The organism is Pseudomonas sp. R3-52-08, from assembly GCF_003851745.1.
In the GTDB taxonomy this organism is placed as follows: Bacteria; Pseudomonadota; Gammaproteobacteria; order Pseudomonadales; family Pseudomonadaceae; genus Aquipseudomonas.
Map to the genome: position 1 here is coordinate 3,853,347 of NZ_CP027730.1, position 17,469 is coordinate 3,870,815.

General features: G+C 54.4%; 22 protein-coding genes, 1 tRNA gene and 1 pseudogene. 5 read left to right on the forward strand and 19 right to left on the reverse strand.

The genetic code is table 11. From position 1 onward, the window contains the following. Positions 1–36 precede the first annotated feature (36 nt). Positions 37–1,206: a mandelate racemase/muconate lactonizing enzyme family protein gene (locus C4J91_RS17510; RefSeq protein ID WP_124363494.1), complete on the reverse strand. Its 1,170-nt coding sequence runs from the start codon at positions 1,204–1,206 to the stop codon at positions 37–39. Positions 1,207–1,305: 99 nt separating this feature from the next. On the opposite strand from C4J91_RS17510, the gene C4J91_RS17515 reads away from it, so the two are divergent. After that, positions 1,306–2,181 carry a LysR family transcriptional regulator gene (locus C4J91_RS17515; protein WP_124363495.1) on the forward strand — a complete coding sequence of 292 codons (876 nt, stop codon included), beginning with the start codon at positions 1,306–1,308 and terminating at the stop codon, positions 2,179–2,181. Between the two features lie 461 nt (positions 2,182–2,642). On the opposite strand, the gene C4J91_RS27600 is transcribed toward C4J91_RS17515, so the two are convergent. Then, positions 2,643–2,711: transfer RNA gene (locus C4J91_RS27600), tRNA-Pro, on the reverse strand. A gap of 162 nt (positions 2,712–2,873) precedes the next feature. Between C4J91_RS27600 and C4J91_RS17520 the strand changes: the two are divergent. Beyond that, positions 2,874–3,097: pseudogene (locus tag C4J91_RS17520) on the forward strand (hypothetical protein). A gap of 3 nt (positions 3,098–3,100) precedes the next feature. Here the strand turns inward: C4J91_RS17520 and C4J91_RS27990 are convergent. The 11 genes from C4J91_RS27990 to C4J91_RS17575 form a co-directional block, all read right to left on the reverse strand. Then, complete coding sequence (locus C4J91_RS27990; protein ID WP_164484552.1) at positions 3,101–3,337, reverse strand: DUF4113 domain-containing protein; 237 nt, start codon at positions 3,335–3,337, stop codon at positions 3,101–3,103. Positions 3,338–4,021: 684 nt separating this feature from the next. Next, positions 4,022–4,609, reverse strand: coding sequence for a hypothetical protein (locus C4J91_RS17530; RefSeq protein WP_124363496.1), 588 nt, complete (start codon positions 4,607–4,609; stop codon positions 4,022–4,024). Next, entirely contained in the window at positions 4,584–5,003 is a 420-nt protein-coding gene (locus C4J91_RS17535; protein ID WP_164484553.1) for a helix-turn-helix transcriptional regulator, read from the reverse strand. The genes C4J91_RS17530 and C4J91_RS17535 overlap by 26 nt, the downstream gene beginning before the upstream one ends. Positions 5,004–5,012: 9 nt before the next feature. Continuing rightward, a complete protein-coding gene (locus C4J91_RS17540; protein ID WP_124363498.1) occupies positions 5,013–5,519 on the reverse strand; it encodes a hypothetical protein in 507 nt (168 codons plus the stop codon). 302 nt (positions 5,520–5,821) lie between these two features. Further along, entirely contained in the window at positions 5,822–5,971 is a 150-nt protein-coding gene (locus tag C4J91_RS27610) for a hypothetical protein (protein ID WP_164484554.1), read from the reverse strand. A 316-nt stretch (positions 5,972–6,287) separates the two neighbouring features. Next, the gene (locus C4J91_RS17545) at positions 6,288–6,812 is read right to left on the reverse strand and encodes a lysis system i-spanin subunit Rz (protein WP_124363499.1); all 525 of its coding nucleotides are present in this window, start codon (positions 6,810–6,812) and stop codon (positions 6,288–6,290) included. Beyond that, positions 6,809–7,234, reverse strand: a complete 426-nt coding sequence (locus C4J91_RS17550) for a structural protein (protein ID WP_124363500.1) — start codon at positions 7,232–7,234, stop codon at positions 6,809–6,811. The genes C4J91_RS17545 and C4J91_RS17550 overlap by 4 nt, the downstream gene beginning before the upstream one ends. Positions 7,235–7,275: 41 nt before the next feature. Then, positions 7,276–8,463: a hypothetical protein gene (locus C4J91_RS27655; RefSeq protein ID WP_177412831.1), complete on the reverse strand. Its 1,188-nt coding sequence runs from the start codon at positions 8,461–8,463 to the stop codon at positions 7,276–7,278. A 53-nt stretch (positions 8,464–8,516) separates the two neighbouring features. Further along, positions 8,517–9,206: a hypothetical protein gene (locus C4J91_RS17565; protein WP_124363501.1), complete on the reverse strand. Its 690-nt coding sequence runs from the start codon at positions 9,204–9,206 to the stop codon at positions 8,517–8,519. Continuing rightward, positions 9,206–9,541 carry a hypothetical protein gene (locus C4J91_RS17570; RefSeq protein WP_124363502.1) on the reverse strand — a complete coding sequence of 112 codons (336 nt, stop codon included), beginning with the start codon at positions 9,539–9,541 and terminating at the stop codon, positions 9,206–9,208. The genes C4J91_RS17565 and C4J91_RS17570 overlap by 1 nt, the downstream gene beginning before the upstream one ends. Beyond that, a complete protein-coding gene (locus C4J91_RS17575; RefSeq protein ID WP_124363503.1) occupies positions 9,534–13,502 on the reverse strand; it encodes a DUF1983 domain-containing protein in 3,969 nt (1,322 codons plus the stop codon). The genes C4J91_RS17570 and C4J91_RS17575 overlap by 8 nt, the downstream gene beginning before the upstream one ends. 78 nt (positions 13,503–13,580) lie before the next feature. Here C4J91_RS17575 and C4J91_RS17580 point away from each other — a divergent pair, with 78 nt between their 5' ends. Continuing rightward, the gene (locus tag C4J91_RS17580) at positions 13,581–13,919 is read left to right on the forward strand and encodes a YceK/YidQ family lipoprotein (protein ID WP_124363504.1); all 339 of its coding nucleotides are present in this window, start codon (positions 13,581–13,583) and stop codon (positions 13,917–13,919) included. Between the two features lie 48 nt (positions 13,920–13,967). Here the strand turns inward: C4J91_RS17580 and C4J91_RS17585 are convergent, their stop codons facing one another. The 5 genes from C4J91_RS17585 to C4J91_RS17605 all read right to left on the reverse strand — a co-directional run bounded on the left by C4J91_RS17585 (position 13,968) and on the right by C4J91_RS17605 (position 16,395). Beyond that, positions 13,968–14,561 carry a tail assembly protein gene (locus C4J91_RS17585; protein ID WP_124363505.1) on the reverse strand — a complete coding sequence of 198 codons (594 nt, stop codon included), beginning with the start codon at positions 14,559–14,561 and terminating at the stop codon, positions 13,968–13,970. A 56-nt stretch (positions 14,562–14,617) separates the two neighbouring features. Beyond that, positions 14,618–15,040 carry a hypothetical protein gene (locus C4J91_RS17590; protein WP_124363506.1) on the reverse strand — a complete coding sequence of 141 codons (423 nt, stop codon included), beginning with the start codon at positions 15,038–15,040 and terminating at the stop codon, positions 14,618–14,620. A gap of 2 nt (positions 15,041–15,042) precedes the next feature. After that, positions 15,043–15,318: a hypothetical protein gene (locus C4J91_RS17595; RefSeq protein WP_256681600.1), complete on the reverse strand. Its 276-nt coding sequence runs from the start codon at positions 15,316–15,318 to the stop codon at positions 15,043–15,045. 181 nt (positions 15,319–15,499) lie between these two features. Beyond that, complete coding sequence (locus C4J91_RS17600) at positions 15,500–15,916, reverse strand: hypothetical protein (RefSeq protein WP_124363508.1); 417 nt, start codon at positions 15,914–15,916, stop codon at positions 15,500–15,502. After that, positions 15,913–16,395: an ImmA/IrrE family metallo-endopeptidase gene (locus C4J91_RS17605; RefSeq protein WP_124363509.1), complete on the reverse strand. Its 483-nt coding sequence runs from the start codon at positions 16,393–16,395 to the stop codon at positions 15,913–15,915. The genes C4J91_RS17600 and C4J91_RS17605 overlap by 4 nt, the downstream gene beginning before the upstream one ends. Positions 16,396–16,655: 260 nt before the next feature. Between C4J91_RS17605 and C4J91_RS17610 the strand changes: the two genes are divergently transcribed. Both C4J91_RS17610 and C4J91_RS17615 read left to right on the forward strand, forming a co-directional pair. Continuing rightward, complete coding sequence (locus C4J91_RS17610; protein ID WP_124363510.1) at positions 16,656–16,916, forward strand: protein L; 261 nt, start codon at positions 16,656–16,658, stop codon at positions 16,914–16,916. A gap of 80 nt (positions 16,917–16,996) precedes the next feature. Further along, positions 16,997–17,209, forward strand: a complete 213-nt coding sequence (locus C4J91_RS17615) for a hypothetical protein (RefSeq protein ID WP_124363511.1) — start codon at positions 16,997–16,999, stop codon at positions 17,207–17,209. Between the two features lie 10 nt (positions 17,210–17,219). Here C4J91_RS17615 and C4J91_RS17620 read toward each other — a convergent pair whose 3' ends face one another. Next, complete coding sequence (locus C4J91_RS17620) at positions 17,220–17,462, reverse strand: hypothetical protein (protein ID WP_124363512.1); 243 nt, start codon at positions 17,460–17,462, stop codon at positions 17,220–17,222. Positions 17,463–17,469: the final 7 nt, after the last annotated feature.

The window sequence follows — 17,469 nt, forward strand, 5'->3', positions numbered from 1 at the left end:
GCGGCCCCTTTAAAAGGAACCGCAGATCGGGGTTGATCAGCCTTCGCCTAACTCGCGCATGACTGCGTACAAGGCGGACTTGGCTTCGAAACCAACACCTGGAATATCCGGCAGGCCGACATAACCATTTTCCACCTTGATTCCGTCGGCAAAGCCGCCGAAAGGCTGGAACACGTCGGGGTAAGATTCGTTGCCACCCAGGTGCAGACCGGCTGCGATGTTCAGGGACATCTGGTGGCCACCGTGCGGAACTACGCGGCGGGAAGACCAGCCCATTTCTTCCATCACTTTCAGGGTGCGCATGTACTCCACGAGCCCATAGGACAGCGCGCAGTCGAACTGAAGAAAGTCGCGATCAGGGCGCATGCCGCCGTGGCGCAGAAGGTTACGAGCATCCTGGTGGGAGAACAGGTTTTCCCCGGTCGCCATAGGCAGCTCATAGTGATTGGCAAGCTCAGCCTGAAGTGCGTAATCGAGCGGATCGCCGATTTCCTCGTACCAGAAGAGGTTGTACTTCTTGATGGCTTGCGCGTAAGCAATACCGGTCTGAAGATCGAAACGACCGTTGGCATCGACCGCCAGTCGACGACCGTCCCCAACCACCTCGAGTACCGCTTCGATGCGACGGATATCTTCGTCCAGTGGCACCGCACCGATCTTCATTTTGACAACGTCGTAGCCACGATCCAGGTAGCTCTGCATTTCTGCTTTGAGTTTGGTCTGGTCTTTGCCTGGATAGTAGTAGCCACCTGCTGCGTAGACCCAGACCTTGTCATCGGCCACGCCGTTACGGTAACGATCAGCCAGCAGGCGATAGAGAGGTTTGCCTTCGATCTTGGCGACGGCATCCCATACAGCCATGTCGATAGTGCCAACTGCTACTGAGCGCTCACCGTGACCTCCAGGCTTTTCGTTGGTCATCAGGGCTTTCCAGATGGCAAACGGATCCAGGTTGTTGTTTTCATGATCGACGAGCGTGTCTGGATCAGCTTCGGTGATACGCGCCAGGAAGCGATCACGCATCAAAGCGCCTTGACCATAGCGACCGTTGGAGTTGAAACCGTAGCCGATGACAGGTTTACCATCGCGAATTACATCCGTGACAACAGCGACGACCGAGCAGGTCATTTTGGAGAAATCGATATAGGCGTTGGCAATTGGGGAGGCAATAGAAACAGTTTTTTCGCGGATGTCTACGATACGCATAACGGGTTCCTCTTGTTGTTTGTGGCCACACGTTATGCTTTGCGATGACACCCGCCCAATGCTATTAATGCCGCGCCCTATGCACAGGAGGCATTGCCCTTGGAACTCGTTTGGCTTGAGGATTTTTCAGCGCTTGCGGAATACGGCAGCTTTGTTAGGGCGGCTGAAGCACGGCATGTTACGCAGCCAGCATTCAGTCGCAGAGTGCGCTCATTAGAGAATTGGATGGGGGTACAGCTGTTCGTTCGCACGCCTCAAGGTGCGACCTTGACCGAAGCAGGGAGGCAAATTCTGCCAAGTGCTCAGGAGGCCGCCAGGCGCTTGTACAGAATGCGCAACGAAGCTCAAGAAGTGGCGGGAATGGCCGCTAAATCGCTGCAATTCGCTGCAACCCACTCCTTGTCGTTTACATTTTTTCCAAGGTGGCTTCGAAGCGCAGAAAACGGCGCCCCAATCGAGGCTGTGCAATTGCACTCGGATAGTATGGCTGTTTGTGAGCAAATGCTAATACATGGACAGGTTCAGTTTCTGCTCTGCCACCGCCATCCCGACGTTCCCCCCTTACTGGCTCCTGACCAGTTCGTGGGTAAGAAAGTTGGAGAGGACGTTCTCGTTCCTTTGGCGAGTGCTTCTGCCAACTTCGGCACCTCCCCAGCGGCATTGCCATATCTGGCGTACAGCCATGAGTCAGGATTGGGGCGCATAGTCGCTCACCGACTGCGTGGCAAGGAAGATTACCTTCACCTCAAACCACTTTTCAGCAGCCACCTCGCGGCAGTTCTGATGTCCATGGCACTGGAAAGCAAAGGAGTTGCATGGTTGCCCAAAAGTCTCACCGAGCAAGAAATACTGGATGGCCGCTTAGTCAGAGCACTCGACGAAAGCTGGGATATCCCCTTGGACATTCATCTGACCCGTCCGATAGCGCCACTCAGTCAATCTGCCGAAGAATTCTGGGCGAGGATGGGCGGCTAGATCCATTTAGCTACCTACAGTTCTCATTCATCAATGGCATTCTAGTGGCTAACAAAACCAAATACGTCACGTATTCGTGAAGTATCTGATCACTGAATCGCCATTGTTTGAAGTCAGCAACCTGATTCATCAGATTATCGCCAAATTGAACCCCTACTGTGGGGCACTGCGAAGCATTGACGCATGCGCGACCGTGAAACAGACCTAATCCCAGGTGCAAAGTATCCGAGGTGCTATTCAGTGCATCGGCCACCTGTTCTTTGCGCGGCTGATTGATTCACAGATAACGGTAGGGCCTTGGGTGAACCTCGAGTGGTACTTCCTACCCCCCTGTTCTCATGCCTCTCCAGAATCTATGCGCCAGCTAAGATTCCACCTAGAGCTAGCGGTTTTGCAAGGGTGAAAACCAATGAAAATAAAAAAGGGTCGCGAGATAAAATCTCGCGACCCTTTGAAATATATGGTCGGGACGGAGTGATTCGAACACTCGACCCCTAGCACCCCATGCAAGCGGACAACTCTACAGCCCGTTAAACACAAGGCTTCGCGCCTGGCGCTCGCTGCAACGATGCCTAACAGTGCGGAGCCGTCGTTTACGAAGTCACTCGTAAAGTCACTGCGCCTATTTTTTTTTGCTTCTCCGGCGAACTGCCGACCGTTCTCCCAATTCAATAATTTACCTGCCACCCCATTTGCCCCACGCAGGAACAACCAAGCCGAACTCAATCCCTTCTCTACTTTTCAAACTCTACAAAGATCAACTCGCCCTCGAGGCTTCAACATGGAACTGTCGAATTGGGTGGAGCAGCGAGGCTCCGCTCAAGTGGCAGACAACGTCCGCGGCGCGCTTTCCACCATCGGCCACAACGAAGAATTCATAAAAATGACCCTGGCAGTTTTGCAGACCCCGGAATGAGCTCTATTTGCAGGCAACGGTCCATAGCTGGTCCAGCTTGGTGGTATAGCTTTGACTCATCATCTCCCGACGCATACCCCAGTCGTGGTTGGTGAGCATACTTGCGGAGCGAAGCGTCACCCTTCCCCACCCGTCGTTGATCTGGTCAAGCACCGTCATTATGCGTGTTGCTTTGGCCTGTTGCGATATCGCGAACAGATCGGCCGTGCATTCGCCTGGCTGGCACAGGTTGAGCAGCATGTTGCGGCTATGCTGTGCCTGAAGCCCGGCCGGAGGATTCTGTCGAGCGCATCTACCGCGGCCTCGGTGAGCAAACGTACTTCTTCGTTGGGATGGCACATCGACCACCACGCTAAATTATGCAGAGCGTCCAGAGATCTGCCTTAGCCAGGTCCATCGCTGTTTTGATGCCCATTGTGTCCGCGTGAAGCTTCATCTTCCGGCCGACGCACCACCCTCCGAAACGTCGGTGTTGCGCAATACCCAGTCACGCTTTGCCGGATCGGTGACATTCACCACGTCGCCGCTCTGGGCTTACAGGTGCTTCGCTATATCGTTTGCCAGCTTGGTCAGAATCGTTGTGTGGGCAATCCCACGCCCACTGGGATGCCGTTGCACTGAAATATCCGGACGCGAATTGTCAACAGATTGCATCCAGTCTGTCGATACAGACCAGATAAGCAGAGACTTCATAAACCCTGTAGATCCCAACGGAGCACGCCGTGCTATCGACAAGTGCCACTACTCGTCCAATTATATAAAACCTAATTGATTGCGCTTGGCTAGGTTAGAAGATGGCATCGAGCCTACCTTAGCAAGAGAAAGTTCAGTTGCAATTTGAGTGACTCTAAAAAGAGTCGATTGAAATCAGCCAAAAAAAGGCCGGAACTTATCCGGCCATTACTTGCTTTGCGACTATAAGCTTCAATCTGACTCGACGTCAGATTTAGATTGATTTTTCTCTTTTGAACGACGCTTGGTCTTTTTTACAGCGCCATCCTTCACTAGCGATTTTTGCCCAATGCTTTCTATACGCTCAGCTTCATCCACCTCGCCCTCCTCTCTAGCGGCGCTTGCGAAGTCGGCGGCGGGTAAAGACCACATGCCGTGCACGCTGCGAGCTGTCAGGGTAGATGTCATTTCTCGGATAGCGCCATAAAGTATCGTGTAAGCTGCGTGCCTCACCACCCTGAAACGATCAGATCCGGAATGCTGATCAGATCTATATCTGATCAAAGCCATAGCAGTTATGTCTACGTCATATGGAAGATCAAATCCATCTTCTTGAGTGCTTTTAACAAGACGGAGATTTAATGCTACGGAAAAATTTCTTGGATCACCAATTTCGTCTTCAGGATAACCTAGTTCAACTTTCCGCGTAAAACGGCTACCCTTATAATCAAAAGCGATTTGAAGAAGTTCGTCTGAGTAGTCACCGAGCCAATCAGGATTAGAATCAACTCTAACCTTCAAAAAAAATACTTTCTCAACCGAGAGCAAAGACGGCTTCATTAGAACGTTCCTCCAAGTCACCAGCGATTTCCAAAAACAACTCATGATTCAAGGAAAACACTGCGTAATCATTGTCAAAAGTATCTTCGCCACACGTCTTTTTAACTTTACCCGTAACACGAACAGGTCTAACCTCATCCGAGAAGCTAAAGTTCAACTTCTCTTCTACGGCACTGGCGAGCAAGTAAAGCGTATCGATTTTAAGATTCTGGTCCCCTCTGAGCATTCTGGATACATTCGCCTCACTTACTCGGAGACGAGCGGCCACATCAGAGTTACGAATACCTTTTTCAATCATCAAACGTCGAATTTCGAAAACTGGTGCAGCGCGACGAGTCGATCCAAAAATCTCCATATCTTCAGCGATCTGTTCCGCAACACGTTCGTTATTCATCATACAACCTCAAATAAAAACCATTAATTTCGAATCTAGAATTTCTTTAATTATATCTTCAGCATATTTTTTTGTCTCAGGAGCCGTTTGCATTTGATTTTTATGCGCAACCTCTAGAATGAACAGGAAGCGACCAAGCTTCCCGGTATAGGGATACACATAAATCCTATCCTTCTTTCCACGCTTGAGCTCCTTTAAATGGTGCTGAGAATTTTTATAGTCAAACTTAAAGGCAGTCTTATACTCCACTAAGTTTTGCGCATAAAAACTACCAAAGTCTTCTAATGAGATAGCCTCAAATAAACTTTGCACCATGACCAGAAAGCAGCCCTTTTTTCCATTATCGTCCACCTCCTTCTTTATTGAACGAACCAGATGCGTTTTATCTGGATCGTTCCCCGCTCCCATCACCAACACTGGCGTCCAGATTGGCTGGTTCGTGATCCTAGGAGCTTTCGCCGGATCGATCCTGGCCGCCTCCAGAAGATACGTCCGTGTGAGTGTCCTTAGCTTCATGCTGCGCCTCTTATTAACACACAGGTTAACTCCCGCTTAGCCTTTCCGCAAGAATTGTTACGAAGATAACCCGCGGTTTAAATTGGATCCACAGCCCAGTAGCAAATCGCCACCTAAAGATAAATTATTGACGCCAACCTCATTAAAATTACTTGTGAAAAAGCTTATAAATCAATGAGTAGCAATTACGCCCCCCTTAAAGTTACTGTAGGCGGTACGGTTCCATTCTCTAAAACTCTTTTGAAAGCTACGTACTCAATGATCGCGTTAGACAGCTGCCAGAGGTCCGTTCTCGGAGTTTTCTATGGTTCGGCTGGCCCCTCGCCAGCCATTTCAAGTTGTTCAGCGTCGGCCTTTTCCAGGGCTAGATGCTGCATTTCAGCCTGGTGCTGAATCTGGCGCCAGCGCGAGATCTGCCGGTCAATTGCCTGGTCGTAATCAGGCGCAGACATTTTGTGCCGCGGGACGTCCTGCACTGCATCCCACTCGGCTAGGTCGAGACGTAGCATGTCACGGTGCACGCGGTGTAGCAGAGTTAGTCGTGCAGAATGGACTGAACAACGCCCGGGAAGACATAAGGAGCAGCGTCTGCCGGCGGGCCAATCAGCTAACGCTATGAGTACAGCTAGATCACGGTGATGAATGCAATCACCCAGCAGAGAGTCTGCAGAAACGAAAGGCCAGCAAGACGCTTATCCATGAGTTCCAACCTGATTGAATGTATGAGGCTCTCACTGCTGGCCGGTGATTCAGCATAGACGAAAGTAATCAGTGCGCCACGGCCCTGACGTATGCCTGGCAAGCCCGCAGCGCGATCACGGCGTTATCCCCGTCGCCTGTGATGGCGATAATTCGTTGCGCATGCGCTGGGTCAAGTTGGGCTCGACGGGCTGCATGAACCACGCCGGCGGCGCCGGGGGCGGTAGGCACGTTGCAACCACTGGCTGAATCCTCGATGAGGACTGACAGCCGGACATCAGCAGTAGCAAGCTGGTCACGCAGGCGAGCCTGGTTGCGTTGAGCATCTGATAATTCCTTGGTGTGTTGTTGGTCTTGGATGGCGAGTTGCTGCTCGGTGACAAGGCGCCTGTCCTGCTCGGCCTTCTGCTGCCGCCAGGCCTCGTTGGTGATTGCGTCGAGCCGATCCTGGTGCGCGGCGCTCTGGGCCGATAGCTGCTCAGACAGTTGCTTGCCCATTCGCCAGTCCTGAACCTGCCAGGCAACGCCAGCGGCGACGGCCATCAGCGCCAGGATCAGCACCGCCAGTCCAGCCAGCTTCTGCGCCGGCGTCATGCCAGCGCCCGCCGCACGCCTTCGCCCAACACCGCATCAGGGTAGGCATAGCCTGCGTTCTCGTGATGGATGATCGCTTTGACGAAACCAGCCATCACCACCGACTGGGCAAGATCGATCTCTGCGCTAGGCCGGGTGCCGGTATTGGCTTCGACGGCGCGCACGTACGCTGCGGTGTCGTTCTCCACCGACGGCGCCCACCGGCTGATGATCGCCTTCACAGTCTTCAGGCCATGTTTGCGCTGGTAAGTCAGTAACAGCTTGCCCAGCGCGCGGATACCATTTTCGGGGGTGTCGAACCTGGCGAACCGCTTCTCTAGCGCGGCGTCGGGCTTCAGTTGGCCCTGCCACTGGTTGGCCGGGTTGTAGTCGATGTTGCCGGGGTTGTTATTGCGCACCCCACGGGCTTCAGTGTTCTGCATGGCTTTCTCCAGACGTAAAAAAACCCGCTCGGGGCGGGCTGTCATTCTTCTACGGCTGCCATTTCAGGCGGGCCTTGCTCAGCGCTCGGCATGTGCAGACGGACGTCGATCCAGCTATTCAGCGGTACATCTATCGGCGCGCCTCGGCCCGGCACCATCTCTCCGTCATCGGTGAGCGTCCAGCGCTGCTTGAACAGGCGGATGGTGACCGTGCCATCCTCTTCCTGGTGGCTGTCGGTGATACCCAGCATTCGGCCACCATCTGGGGAGCTTGGATCATGGGTCCGCCATCCTTCTAGCGCCAGACCAAGGCTTCCCGTCACCCGGTACTCCCCCAGGCCGAGGCGCTCAACGGTAACACCGCGCGCTTCCTCGTTGGCTACACCCCATTCACCAGCCGGCTCAAAGGACTGCTCGCCCAAGTCCTGACGTTCAGTGAGCGCGACGTTGGCAATTCTTAGGATCGGCGATGCCGCAGAAAGCGCGCCGCCTGAACCGCGAGTCGTGTTGCCGGTGTGATACACGCTGTACGTCGGGCCGAAAGTCCCGGAAGCTCCAGGCGTGGTGCGAAAGAGCAACGAACCGGTGCCTTGCGAAACGGGAATAAAGATTTGCGCCTCATATCCAACGTTGTACGGAATTCGAATCAGGGTTGAATAGCTCAGCCCAGACGAGGAACCGTTATTGAGAAATTTGTAGAAAGCGCCTTGTTGCCCGGGCTCGCCAGGTCTGTCCATTTGATAGGCGTCTGGGGCAACATTGGAGAACATCCCACTGAGAACGCCCGCCGGGATCAGATCGCCATTAGTAAGGCCAGAGTTTTTTGCAGACGCGGTACCAAGGTCCAAAGCAGCTTTCGCTGCAGCTTTGCTGGTAGTACCTAAGCCACCATTTGCAAATGGGACAACCGCCATACTGGAGACAGGGCCAAGCCCTGCGAGCGTGGCTCCCCACTGCTGAACCATCAGGTTGACCGCATCGGCCAGGGCCTTTGGGTAACCGTTTACAGGGACAATGCCATAGGACGCACCGGCGACGCTTGCTCCGCGATAGGCCGGTGAGATTGACACCGAGGTGTCGCTGGATGGGTTAATAACCTGATAGATGCCGTTATCCGGCCCGACAAACATATCGCCGGAGCGACAGTTAGAAAACTTTGTACCGATGCCAGTTACAACGGCATTGCCGTTATTGACTGTGACGGTTCCTTCTGAAAACCAAGAAGCCATGAGTCTCTCCTAATAATGCCGCACCGGGCGTTATATAAATTCTTTTTAAACCTTTAATTCGATTGCTTTCCGATCATTACGGGTATGCCAAGATAAATTGGTCCAGTAGTCCCAACCGTAACTGCAATAAGCTGCTTGCCGGGATAATCCCAAGTCAAATAGAGTGACCGCGAGGTGATGACGGAAGATTGGATTAGCGGCATATACATATTATTTATAAGTACATACTCACCCTCTTCAAGATAAAACGGCGCAACAAAATAAGATCTGGTAAGTCCTTGGGGATCATAATCGTACCCCGTATGCCGCCAAGTGTTTGTTGACCTCACAAAATGAGCGCTGGGCATTCCCGAGTCGAATATGGTGTTTTCAACCGGAAGAAGAAGTCTCATTCCATAGTCGCTAATAGGTGATGCGCCAAAACCAGCGGCAAACCATTTCCCAGCGGGCAGAACGCTGTATCTGTTGTACCAACCAACCCCAAAACCTGTCCAATTGCCTGGGGCTCCGTAGATAACAGGTAACATTCCAATTACCCCGTCGGCAGCGTTCGGGCGTATGAAAACAAACGGCTGCTCCTGGGTGTTGATAGGAGATGGAAAATTGACCTGCGCTGTATTATTCGCGCCGTTCGGCGCATAGGTTCCAGAGTAGATCGTGTTCAGCCTCGTATACTCAGAGTCTAAGATCACACGGCTATCTGAGCCGCCATTTTCAAACATTAATCCAAAGGACTCAGCCATCACTTAAACCTCACTACAACCAGTCTCATTTTCGTGTTGGTGTAGGAGGAATTTCCATACGGATCTCCTCTAATGGTTCTCCAGATTCTCGCCGCTCCATTGACTACCTCCGGCTCCAGCTGCCTGTCGAGATTCCTATTAATCGGCCCAAGAGGCATACAAAAAGCCTGCGAATTTTCCGGCGTCACTCCGGGGATTGATATGTCCCAGTATTTACCAGCCGGCGCGTTGCCTGGGTCAGCAACGCCGGTGTAAACGACGCGCATCGTGAAAGATTCGGGAGTAATCTGCGCAACGTTGCCGGGTGCCCATGTCCATAATCCGTAATCAGCCATTATTTAGTCTCCCTACCATTACTCGTCGGTAATCACTTGCGTCATATACGGATAGCCCGTCGTTAGTAAGTAGTGATGCACCACCAGTACCAGAACTACGCAGGGTGAATGTGCCCGCAGGAATGTTGATTTCCAGCAGTGGTCGGCCCTTCGAGTCGACGGCTGGAGAGCGCAGGACCATCCCGAGGACAATTTCCTGGATAATTGCCTTGCTGATGATCGCCGTGTTGAATACGGCTTGGCCATTCTCAATGACGAACATTGGAACGACCTTGCCGTCGATTTCGTTAACGACCGCCATCCGTTGAGCCATGATCAGAAACTCTGACTGCTCACCATTGGATCCGAATGCCATGCCCGTGGTGACCCTGCGACCGTCTACGATTGTCTGGGCCTTCAAGGTGACTTGAGCAGATACCCGTCCGTCGAGCCCCACCAGCGTCTGATTCACCTGCTGAACCGATGCGTTGGTCTGACCCAAACTTGCCTGGACCGTATCAGTTCGTTTGGCCTGAACGTCTATCGCAGTGGCCCTTACCAGCTCCTCCTGCTGGATAAGCCCTTTCGCGCTATCGATCCCGGCTTGCAAGGTAGTCAGACGCTCAGCGGTCGCTAGTTCGCGAGATGCTTCAACACGCATCTGTTGGGCGATACTTGCGACTGACTCATACGCTTTCATCGCCCCCGCCAGGTCGCCGGCGCCGTCATCGCCACGTACCGAAGCACGCAGTGATTCATTACTGGACGCCTGGGCCGTGACCCGCCCGTCCAAGTTGGTGACCTTCGTGTCGAGGCCATTAATGGCTTGGGCATTGCCGATTGTCTTTTGATCAACCGCAGACAGATCACTCTTGAGTTGGGTAATCTGCGCCGCGGACGTCTCACGGTTGGTGGCAACCACCTGCTCCAGCAACGTCAACGACGACTTGTTGTCACCGACCTGGGCACCCAGGGTCAGCAGTTGCTGAGCCAGCGCATCGGTCTCGGTTGCCCGGGTTTTACGCTCGACGGCGAGATCTGCCGTGGACGTCCATCCCTTGACTGCGTCGGCCAGATCGCCGGAACCGTCATCGCCACGCGCAGCAGAGCGCAAAGCCTCCACCGAGGTGGCGGTGGCCAACACCTTGCCGTCGATCTCTTCGATCTTGGTTTCAATGATCTGCACCTGGGATGCCAGCGCATTCGCTGTTTCCAGGATAGTGCCGATATCGGTCCAGTATTCCGCGTCGGGCGGTGCTGCCCCAACCGGCACCGGGCCTTTGCCTTGGTACAGATGCTGATCGAGACGGACAATGTCGCCCTTCTGATACGACTTGTCGGGATTGTAGGCGAGCGCGTCGTTCACCTGGTTGATCAGGTCCTCCAGTTCCTGCTTGGCTTCCTCAAGGCGTTCGTTTACAGAGCCTGGCCCGTTGCCGGTGATCAGCTCAATCTCTTCGCGCAAGCTCTGGTACAGGGCGCCCTTGCCGATCTTCTCGGCGTAGTACGCCTCATAGTCGCTCTGCTTGGTGCTGGCCTGGCCATTGATCGCGCCAGGCACCGGGAAGAACGGGCCGACGTTGCCGGTCCGGTCCACTAGGCGAGCCCAGAAGAACAGGCTCGCCCCAGCCAACAGGCTGTGCATCTCGTGCGATGCCTGCGGGTAGCTGAAGTCGCTGAGCTTAATCGCCGTAGTCAGGTCCGCCGATTGGCTGTACCAGAGTTCCGTCCGTTGGGTGTCCTCGGCACCCGGTGGGAAACCCCATTGAATGCCAATCCCATAGATCAGGCTGGTGGTGGTCAGGAACGACACAGCCGGCGGAAGGCCTACCTTGCCCTGCAAGTTGGTCAGAATTGAGCTTTTCCAGACCGACGAGATTTCGAACGCACTCACCGAACGCACGCGCGCCACGTATGCACCTGAATAGATGCCTGTGACGTCCACGCTCGTCGAGCCAGTGCGCTGCACCTTGATCCAGTTACCGCTGTCCTTGCGCCACTCGACGTCATACGCGACGGCGCCCGCGACGGCAGGCCATGAGATGTTCATGGTGCTGATGGCAATGCCCTGGTTGACCGCATAGCTCGACGTCAGCGTGACGCTGGCCGGCGCCGGTACCACGGTGATCGGGATAACGCTGATCGGCCGCTCTTCCAGGCGCGCACCGGTGTCGATGTGCGCAAACTTGCTCGGGTCGTACTGAACCGCCGATATCTCGAACACGCCAGGCTCTGGCCGTGCCACGCTCACCACGCGGTACAGCGGGATGGCCAGGTCATCAGCATCGAGCGCCCACACCAGCTCAGGTTCAGGCGTTACCGAGTAAGCCACCGTGACGGTTACCTGCCGGCCGCTGACCAGTTGCACCGTGCGGCCCTCGCACTTGCCGTCTGGCAGGTTCAGGATCAGTCGGTCGCCTGGCTTGGCCTGGGTGTCGCGGTCCAGCTTGATGACCTTGCCGTTCACCGCCGAGATGCGGCCACCCACCGGCCGACCGGCCAGCAGTTCGTCAGCGATCGGAATCACGTAGCCAGGCAACGGAATACGCCCGTCCAACCCCACCTTGAAGGTGACAGCCCGGTCTTTGGAGTTGGTCAGCAGCGCCCACTTGCCGCGACGCTGGGCCTCCGACTCACGGTCGCAACCGATCGCACTGATCTCCAGGGGATTGTCGCCGTAGCGGCGCTGCAGCTTCTGGTCCGTAACGGAGGTGACGTCGGTGTCATAGTTATTCAGCGGGTTGTCGTAGCTGACCAGCGCCCGTGTGTAACGGGTGCGCTCCGACGCGCTGGAGTAGGTGAACTTGCCGTCGATGACGTTCGCTCGCGTGTAGGCGAAGTCAAAGTCCGTGGCGCGCGGCATATCCGAAAGGGTGAATACCTGGCCCTGGGCCCAATAGGTCATACCCCGGTAAATTGCAGAGATGTCGCGCAGCAGCGACCAGGCATCAGCCTTGCTCTGCAGGTTCAGGTTGCAGATGAAGCGCGGCTCCTGGCCATCCTTCCCGTCCGGCACCAACTGGTCGCAGTACTGCGAGATGCGGTATAGCTCCCACTTATCGACCATCCACGGTTTGATGCGACGGCCGAGCCCGAAGCGGTCGTTCGTGGTGATGCCAAGCGTTGCCCACGTTGGGTTGTTGGTGTACGCCTGTTTGAAGGTGCCATCCCAAACACCGGTGTAGGTTCGGGAGGATGGGTCATAATTGCTCGGTACGGACCATTTGCGGCCCTTGCAACCGACCGTCACGGCCGGGATGCTGCGGAATTGCTCTGCTGAGAATTCGATGTAGAGCAGCGCTGTATTCGGGTAACGGATCTTCGCGTCAATCACCTCGGTGAAGCCGGCGATCTGCATCGTGTCCGAGATTTTATTATTGTTTTGGTTGATCGTCAGCCGCGTGATTCGCATCAGCCAACCGGTGGTGGCTTTGGGCAGGTCAATTCGGCGTGTGCGTTCGTAAACGCTGGTGGTCTTGCCGTCGACAGCTTCGCTCAGCACCTGCTGATAGGCACCACCATCGGTTGCCAGCTCGACCTTGTATTCGATCCGGTAGCCGTTGATGTTGCCGCCGGCATCCACGGACTGGAGGGCAGGCCAGGCGAAGCGCACTCGCACCGCCGAAAGCTGGGTGTTGCTGATCGCCCGAACCCACGGCGTGCCGCTGCGCAGCTCGGTACTGATGGTCGTTTCGTTCTCGACCGACGGGATGCCCTGGATATAGGTCTGGTCCACCGCCCCCGTGCGCCATTCCCACTTTACGTTCGGGAAGTTCATGTTGCCCTGGGGGTCTTGCAGCGGGGTGTTGTCGAGATAAATATCTTGCGCAGTGGGCGTGCCCTCGAACTCACCCTCGCCCACCGCTATCAGCATTTTGGCAATGGCGACCGAGCGCAGGCTGTCCGGTGCTTCCGTTGGCGTTTTCGGCTTCTCTTCGCCGCCCTTAGCGCCGTGGATATCAATCTTGCGTGCTGCGCCCATGCTTTCCTCCAGGCAATAAAAAACCGCGATAACGCGGCTTCGGTTAACCTCAAACTTTTCTGGCAAGGAGCCAATGTGATGAAGCTCAAAAATGCTTTGGTGCTGGTAGCAGCGATATCAGCTACAGGCTGTGGAACCGTTAACACTACCTTCCGAGACGACACCGTCGCGAGCAATAAGCTGGCTCGTTGGAGTTCGAGCTGCGATTCGGTACCGAGAATTTATAGCGGTGCCGTTTTTGATTACTGCACACTCGATGCAGCGCCACGTCAGAGCACCGGCTTTGATGGATACCCGTCTGCGTCATTAGTTTTGCTGGATATGGGGCTGTCTGGAATTGCAGATACCCTCCTTTTGCCCTACACAATTTATCTACAGAGCAAGCACGGAGACATAAAAAAGGCGCGATTCGAATAGTCGCACGCGCACAACCTTCAGATTACCGGCACCTTGCTTCGGTTATTGCTACATCTGATCTTCGGCGTAAATAGCGGCGCTGATGATTGCCCCGCCCCAGCGGCGCTCACCGATGCAAAGCGGTACCGGGTTGCCCGACGCCGTGGTGTTCTTGGCGCTGCCGAAGGCGTAGCCAGGGGTGTTCTCGGGTGCGGCGCTGGTTTTGAGCCCGGCCGCCTGGGGGCTGAGCATTTGGATGACACCTCCGGCAACAAGGCCAATGCCCGCGCCTATGAGTGGAGTGCCGAAAGGCGTTGCAGAGAAAATAACACCCACAACAATCAAGATCGCACCGACGATGGTTTGAAGGATACCGCCGCGCTTGCTGCCTACGACCACCGGCGCGATGCGGATGTCTCCGGCACCGTTGTAGCTCAGCTCCTTCTCCCCGATATTGCGCTTATCGCGAAACACCGCGAACTCAAGGCCGCGCGACTTGGCATTCGAAAGAAACCGCTCGAATCCAGGGATCTGCACACATAGTGCTTTGATCGCCTCCGCCGGCGATTTCACCGCGAGCCTGAAGGACTTTCCGAACTGTCGGAGTTGCCCGTGTAGGCGAATCGTCGTCATGGGTTTGTAGTTGATCGCTGATGCCTGCATCACTTTCTCCGGGGCAATAAAAAACCGCCCGGAGGCGGCTTCAAGGATTTCTTGATTCAGTTGTAATCGACATAGGGTCCTATGTAGAACCCAGCCATGTCGCCGCTGATACGGTACAGGCTTTCCTTGCCTGGCTGCACCGTTGCTGCGATGGTTCGAATTGCAGCGCCTGCGCACAAGCCAGAGCCAGCCAGGCCTGCGCCGAGATTGGGCGACCCCGGCGGAAGGTAGAATGTAGCCCGCTGACCAGTCCCGATTTTTGCAGCCCTGCGGCCGTCGACATAAACAACGATGTCGCAGCCAGAACCGATCGCGCCGGAGTCGCGCACCACGGTGATTTTTCCGCTTTTGCCAGCTGGTTTAGTCTGGAAGGCATAGACCTCGTCCGACGGGACCGGCTTTGCATCCCGCACCGTGATCGCCGATGAGGCACACCCCGCCAGCATCGCCACCGCTACCGCCGCTATCAAAATCCGCATGATCACCCCTGAATATTTGACCCGCTAAAATTGAAAAACTTGAACGAGATCTTCCCGCCACTCAGATCTCTGATTTCATACCGAATTCTGTCGAGGCCATCATATACACGGGAGGCCTCAAGATGCATGAACTGGGTCAGGCCGCCACCGAATCCGTTCAACTCAAGAGCGCTGACATCATGAAAAATTAGTGACACCGCATCCAAACCTGACTCATTGGCAGACAGCATCAACTCCAAATCGTATTTGAAGTCGTTGAATTTGATGTCGATGGACATAACACAATCATGCTCGCGCAACAGATCGTTTAAGCGATCAAGCCTATCCATGTATCAACCCATCCGGGACAAATTTCGGTGCCACGTCCATGTCGTTCCCTCATTGGTTTGGCGGGACTGTAGCACTGCGGGCCAAATGCAAAAAGCCCAGCACGTGGCTGGGCTTTGTTCCTCAAAAAACTCAGTTGCCCTTCATGGCATCTGTCGTTGCTTTGATTATCTCTTTAGCGGCTTCCACGCTAATAGGAAGCGGCGCCTGAATATCATCCTGCTCAGATTTTGGTCTATGGTGGAAATAGCGAAGCAACGCTATGAGAAGCAGCGTTGGCACAGTTGAGAGAGACACGATAATCGGAATATCGCCTGTGCTGTGAGGTCGGACGGCGCTGAAGAAATACCAAGCGCCGGCCGAAACTCGAATATTCCCCAAAAACACAAAACCTAGAAGAGAGACGTAAAACAGGATGATCAATCCGACAGTTACATTGGTTAGCCTCTTCTCCCACCTGAACCGCCAAGACTCTCTTCTGAGATAATCACTGATCAGTCCAGGATTATCTGCCTCGCCTCCTGCAAGGTCATCGCTAGTGTCAATCATAAAAGCCCAATTGCCTTAAGCCTAAACTCCATAGCGGCTGTTGACACACCAAATGCACCGGCCAGCTTGGCGATATCGGTGACTCTCTGCTCAAGAACCATGTGCTTAACTAGCGCTGCAGGCATCAGCAGGGCCGCGGCAAAGCGGTTTGCTGCGACCTCTTTGGGGTCTCTTGACCTCGCGCTAAATTGCTCAGAGGTGTCTCGAGGCGCATCTAGATCGCCATGCACGTGGTGTCCCACTTCATGCGCAATAGTAAATCGCTGGCGAACCGGCGCATCGATAAAGTTGTACGTAATCAGTGGGCGACCATTGCGAAACGAGTAGTGACCGCTCTCAGATGGCTTCCATGTCTGCGGGTCGAATGGTGTCAGCGCCTTGACCTCAATACCCATCGCTTCTGCGATAGCTTTTGGGTTTACAGGTAAGCGCCCATCCCAGTGGGCACGCAGGACGTCGTCTGCAGTTCTGTATTCCATACGCCCTCCTTATTTGGCTAGACAGCAACTTCGCTGGATCAAAATGAGGCGGGATATTGCACAAGTCAAGAGCTTTCGTCAAATATTAGTTGACAGCCCCTCAAACACTCGTTCCCAGCTACAAATAACCACAACTGTACATTTATACAGGTTTTCGAATTGCATGGCCAGGCATCCAGCGTGGATGGAATGCCAGTAACCGAGCAGATGCTTAGCGTAGTAGCGTTGTGCCTCTCTTGCCCCCACAGAAAGGAATCACTATGGCGCTATTCACAGAAGAATCGTTGCAATACCTCGAGAAAACAACACCCACCTTGCTCGGTAGCGCACCTTGGAATTCGTTGTTCGGCCCGGCTGAGAAGGTGCTTGTTTCCGGCATATATCGGTGTGAGGGCTGTGGTGACGAGATTACTTCAAACAAAGGCGATCCATTTCCCCCTCAGAATACGCACCAGCACCCTGGCGTTTTCGACAGCAAAGTCCAATGGCGTTTGATTGTCGAAACTCAAACGAAAGGCTAAAGGATTCCCCAGTCCTACGCCTGCAGGCCCAAGGACTGGGATAGTGCCAATTTCGGCGCGTTTATGACCTGGAGGTCAATGTGAGCAACGACGACTACGCACAAAGCAAAAAGGACTGGATATATACATGGGGCGTAGTGCGTGACGAACCCAATATTATGGTAGGAGCTTTCCCGACCAAAGCTGCCGCAGAAGCCAGAGCGCAGACCATGGGAGAGGGTTACAAGGTCAGCTACATGTTCCATCTGCCTGGCACTGATGAATTCATCAGAGAGGACGACCCACACAGCTGATCTTTCAAGGTCAGATCGCCGTAAATGTGATCTGACCAACCTCTGTGAGTAGCGCAGCCCTCAACCCAGGCTTACCCGTGTACTGCCGACGGTAAACGCTTTCACCAGGGCCCACCTTTCCAGAAAGCGTGACGCTATCGATTTCGAGCGCTTCATCCAAGATGGAAACCACCGCTTCGGCACCGCTTACCCCTTCACTGGAATTGGTAAATAGATTTCGAATAGTCAGTTCGTAGTTTTGACTGCCTTGCATATCTCAC

Excerpts from the sequence above, each read along its gene's own strand:
- C4J91_RS17510 (WP_124363494.1), bottom strand. The coding sequence starts at position 1,206 with ATGCGTATCGTAGACATCCGCGAAAAAACTGTTTCTATTGCCTCCCCA.
- C4J91_RS27990 (WP_164484552.1), bottom strand. The coding sequence starts at position 3,337 with ATGCTGCTCAACCTGTGCCAGCCAGGCGAATGCACGGCCGATCTGTTC.
- C4J91_RS17530 (WP_124363496.1), bottom strand. The coding sequence starts at position 4,609 with ATGAAGCCGTCTTTGCTCTCGGTTGAGAAAGTATTTTTTTTGAAGGTT.
- C4J91_RS17535 (WP_164484553.1), bottom strand. The coding sequence starts at position 5,003 with ATGAATAACGAACGTGTTGCGGAACAGATCGCTGAAGATATGGAGATT.
- C4J91_RS17540 (WP_124363498.1), bottom strand. The coding sequence starts at position 5,519 with ATGAAGCTAAGGACACTCACACGGACGTATCTTCTGGAGGCGGCCAGG.
- C4J91_RS27610 (WP_164484554.1), bottom strand. The coding sequence starts at position 5,971 with ATGTCTGCGCCTGATTACGACCAGGCAATTGACCGGCAGATCTCGCGC.
- C4J91_RS17545 (WP_124363499.1), bottom strand. The coding sequence starts at position 6,812 with ATGACGCCGGCGCAGAAGCTGGCTGGACTGGCGGTGCTGATCCTGGCG.
- C4J91_RS17550 (WP_124363500.1), bottom strand. The coding sequence starts at position 7,234 with ATGCAGAACACTGAAGCCCGTGGGGTGCGCAATAACAACCCCGGCAAC.
- C4J91_RS27655 (WP_177412831.1), bottom strand. The coding sequence starts at position 8,463 with ATGGCTTCTTGGTTTTCAGAAGGAACCGTCACAGTCAATAACGGCAAT.
- C4J91_RS17565 (WP_124363501.1), bottom strand. The coding sequence starts at position 9,206 with ATGGCTGAGTCCTTTGGATTAATGTTTGAAAATGGCGGCTCAGATAGC.
- C4J91_RS17570 (WP_124363502.1), bottom strand. The coding sequence starts at position 9,541 with ATGGCTGATTACGGATTATGGACATGGGCACCCGGCAACGTTGCGCAG.
- C4J91_RS17575 (WP_124363503.1), bottom strand. The coding sequence starts at position 13,502 with ATGGGCGCAGCACGCAAGATTGATATCCACGGCGCTAAGGGCGGCGAA.
- C4J91_RS17580 (WP_124363504.1), top strand. The coding sequence starts at position 13,581 with ATGAAGCTCAAAAATGCTTTGGTGCTGGTAGCAGCGATATCAGCTACA.
- C4J91_RS17585 (WP_124363505.1), bottom strand. The coding sequence starts at position 14,561 with ATGCAGGCATCAGCGATCAACTACAAACCCATGACGACGATTCGCCTA.
- C4J91_RS17590 (WP_124363506.1), bottom strand. The coding sequence starts at position 15,040 with ATGCGGATTTTGATAGCGGCGGTAGCGGTGGCGATGCTGGCGGGGTGT.
- C4J91_RS17595 (WP_256681600.1), bottom strand. The coding sequence starts at position 15,318 with ATGTCCATCGACATCAAATTCAACGACTTCAAATACGATTTGGAGTTG.
- C4J91_RS17600 (WP_124363508.1), bottom strand. The coding sequence starts at position 15,916 with ATGATTGACACTAGCGATGACCTTGCAGGAGGCGAGGCAGATAATCCT.
- C4J91_RS17605 (WP_124363509.1), bottom strand. The coding sequence starts at position 16,395 with ATGGAATACAGAACTGCAGACGACGTCCTGCGTGCCCACTGGGATGGG.
- C4J91_RS17610 (WP_124363510.1), top strand. The coding sequence starts at position 16,656 with ATGGCGCTATTCACAGAAGAATCGTTGCAATACCTCGAGAAAACAACA.
- C4J91_RS17620 (WP_124363512.1), bottom strand. The coding sequence starts at position 17,462 with ATGCAAGGCAGTCAAAACTACGAACTGACTATTCGAAATCTATTTACC.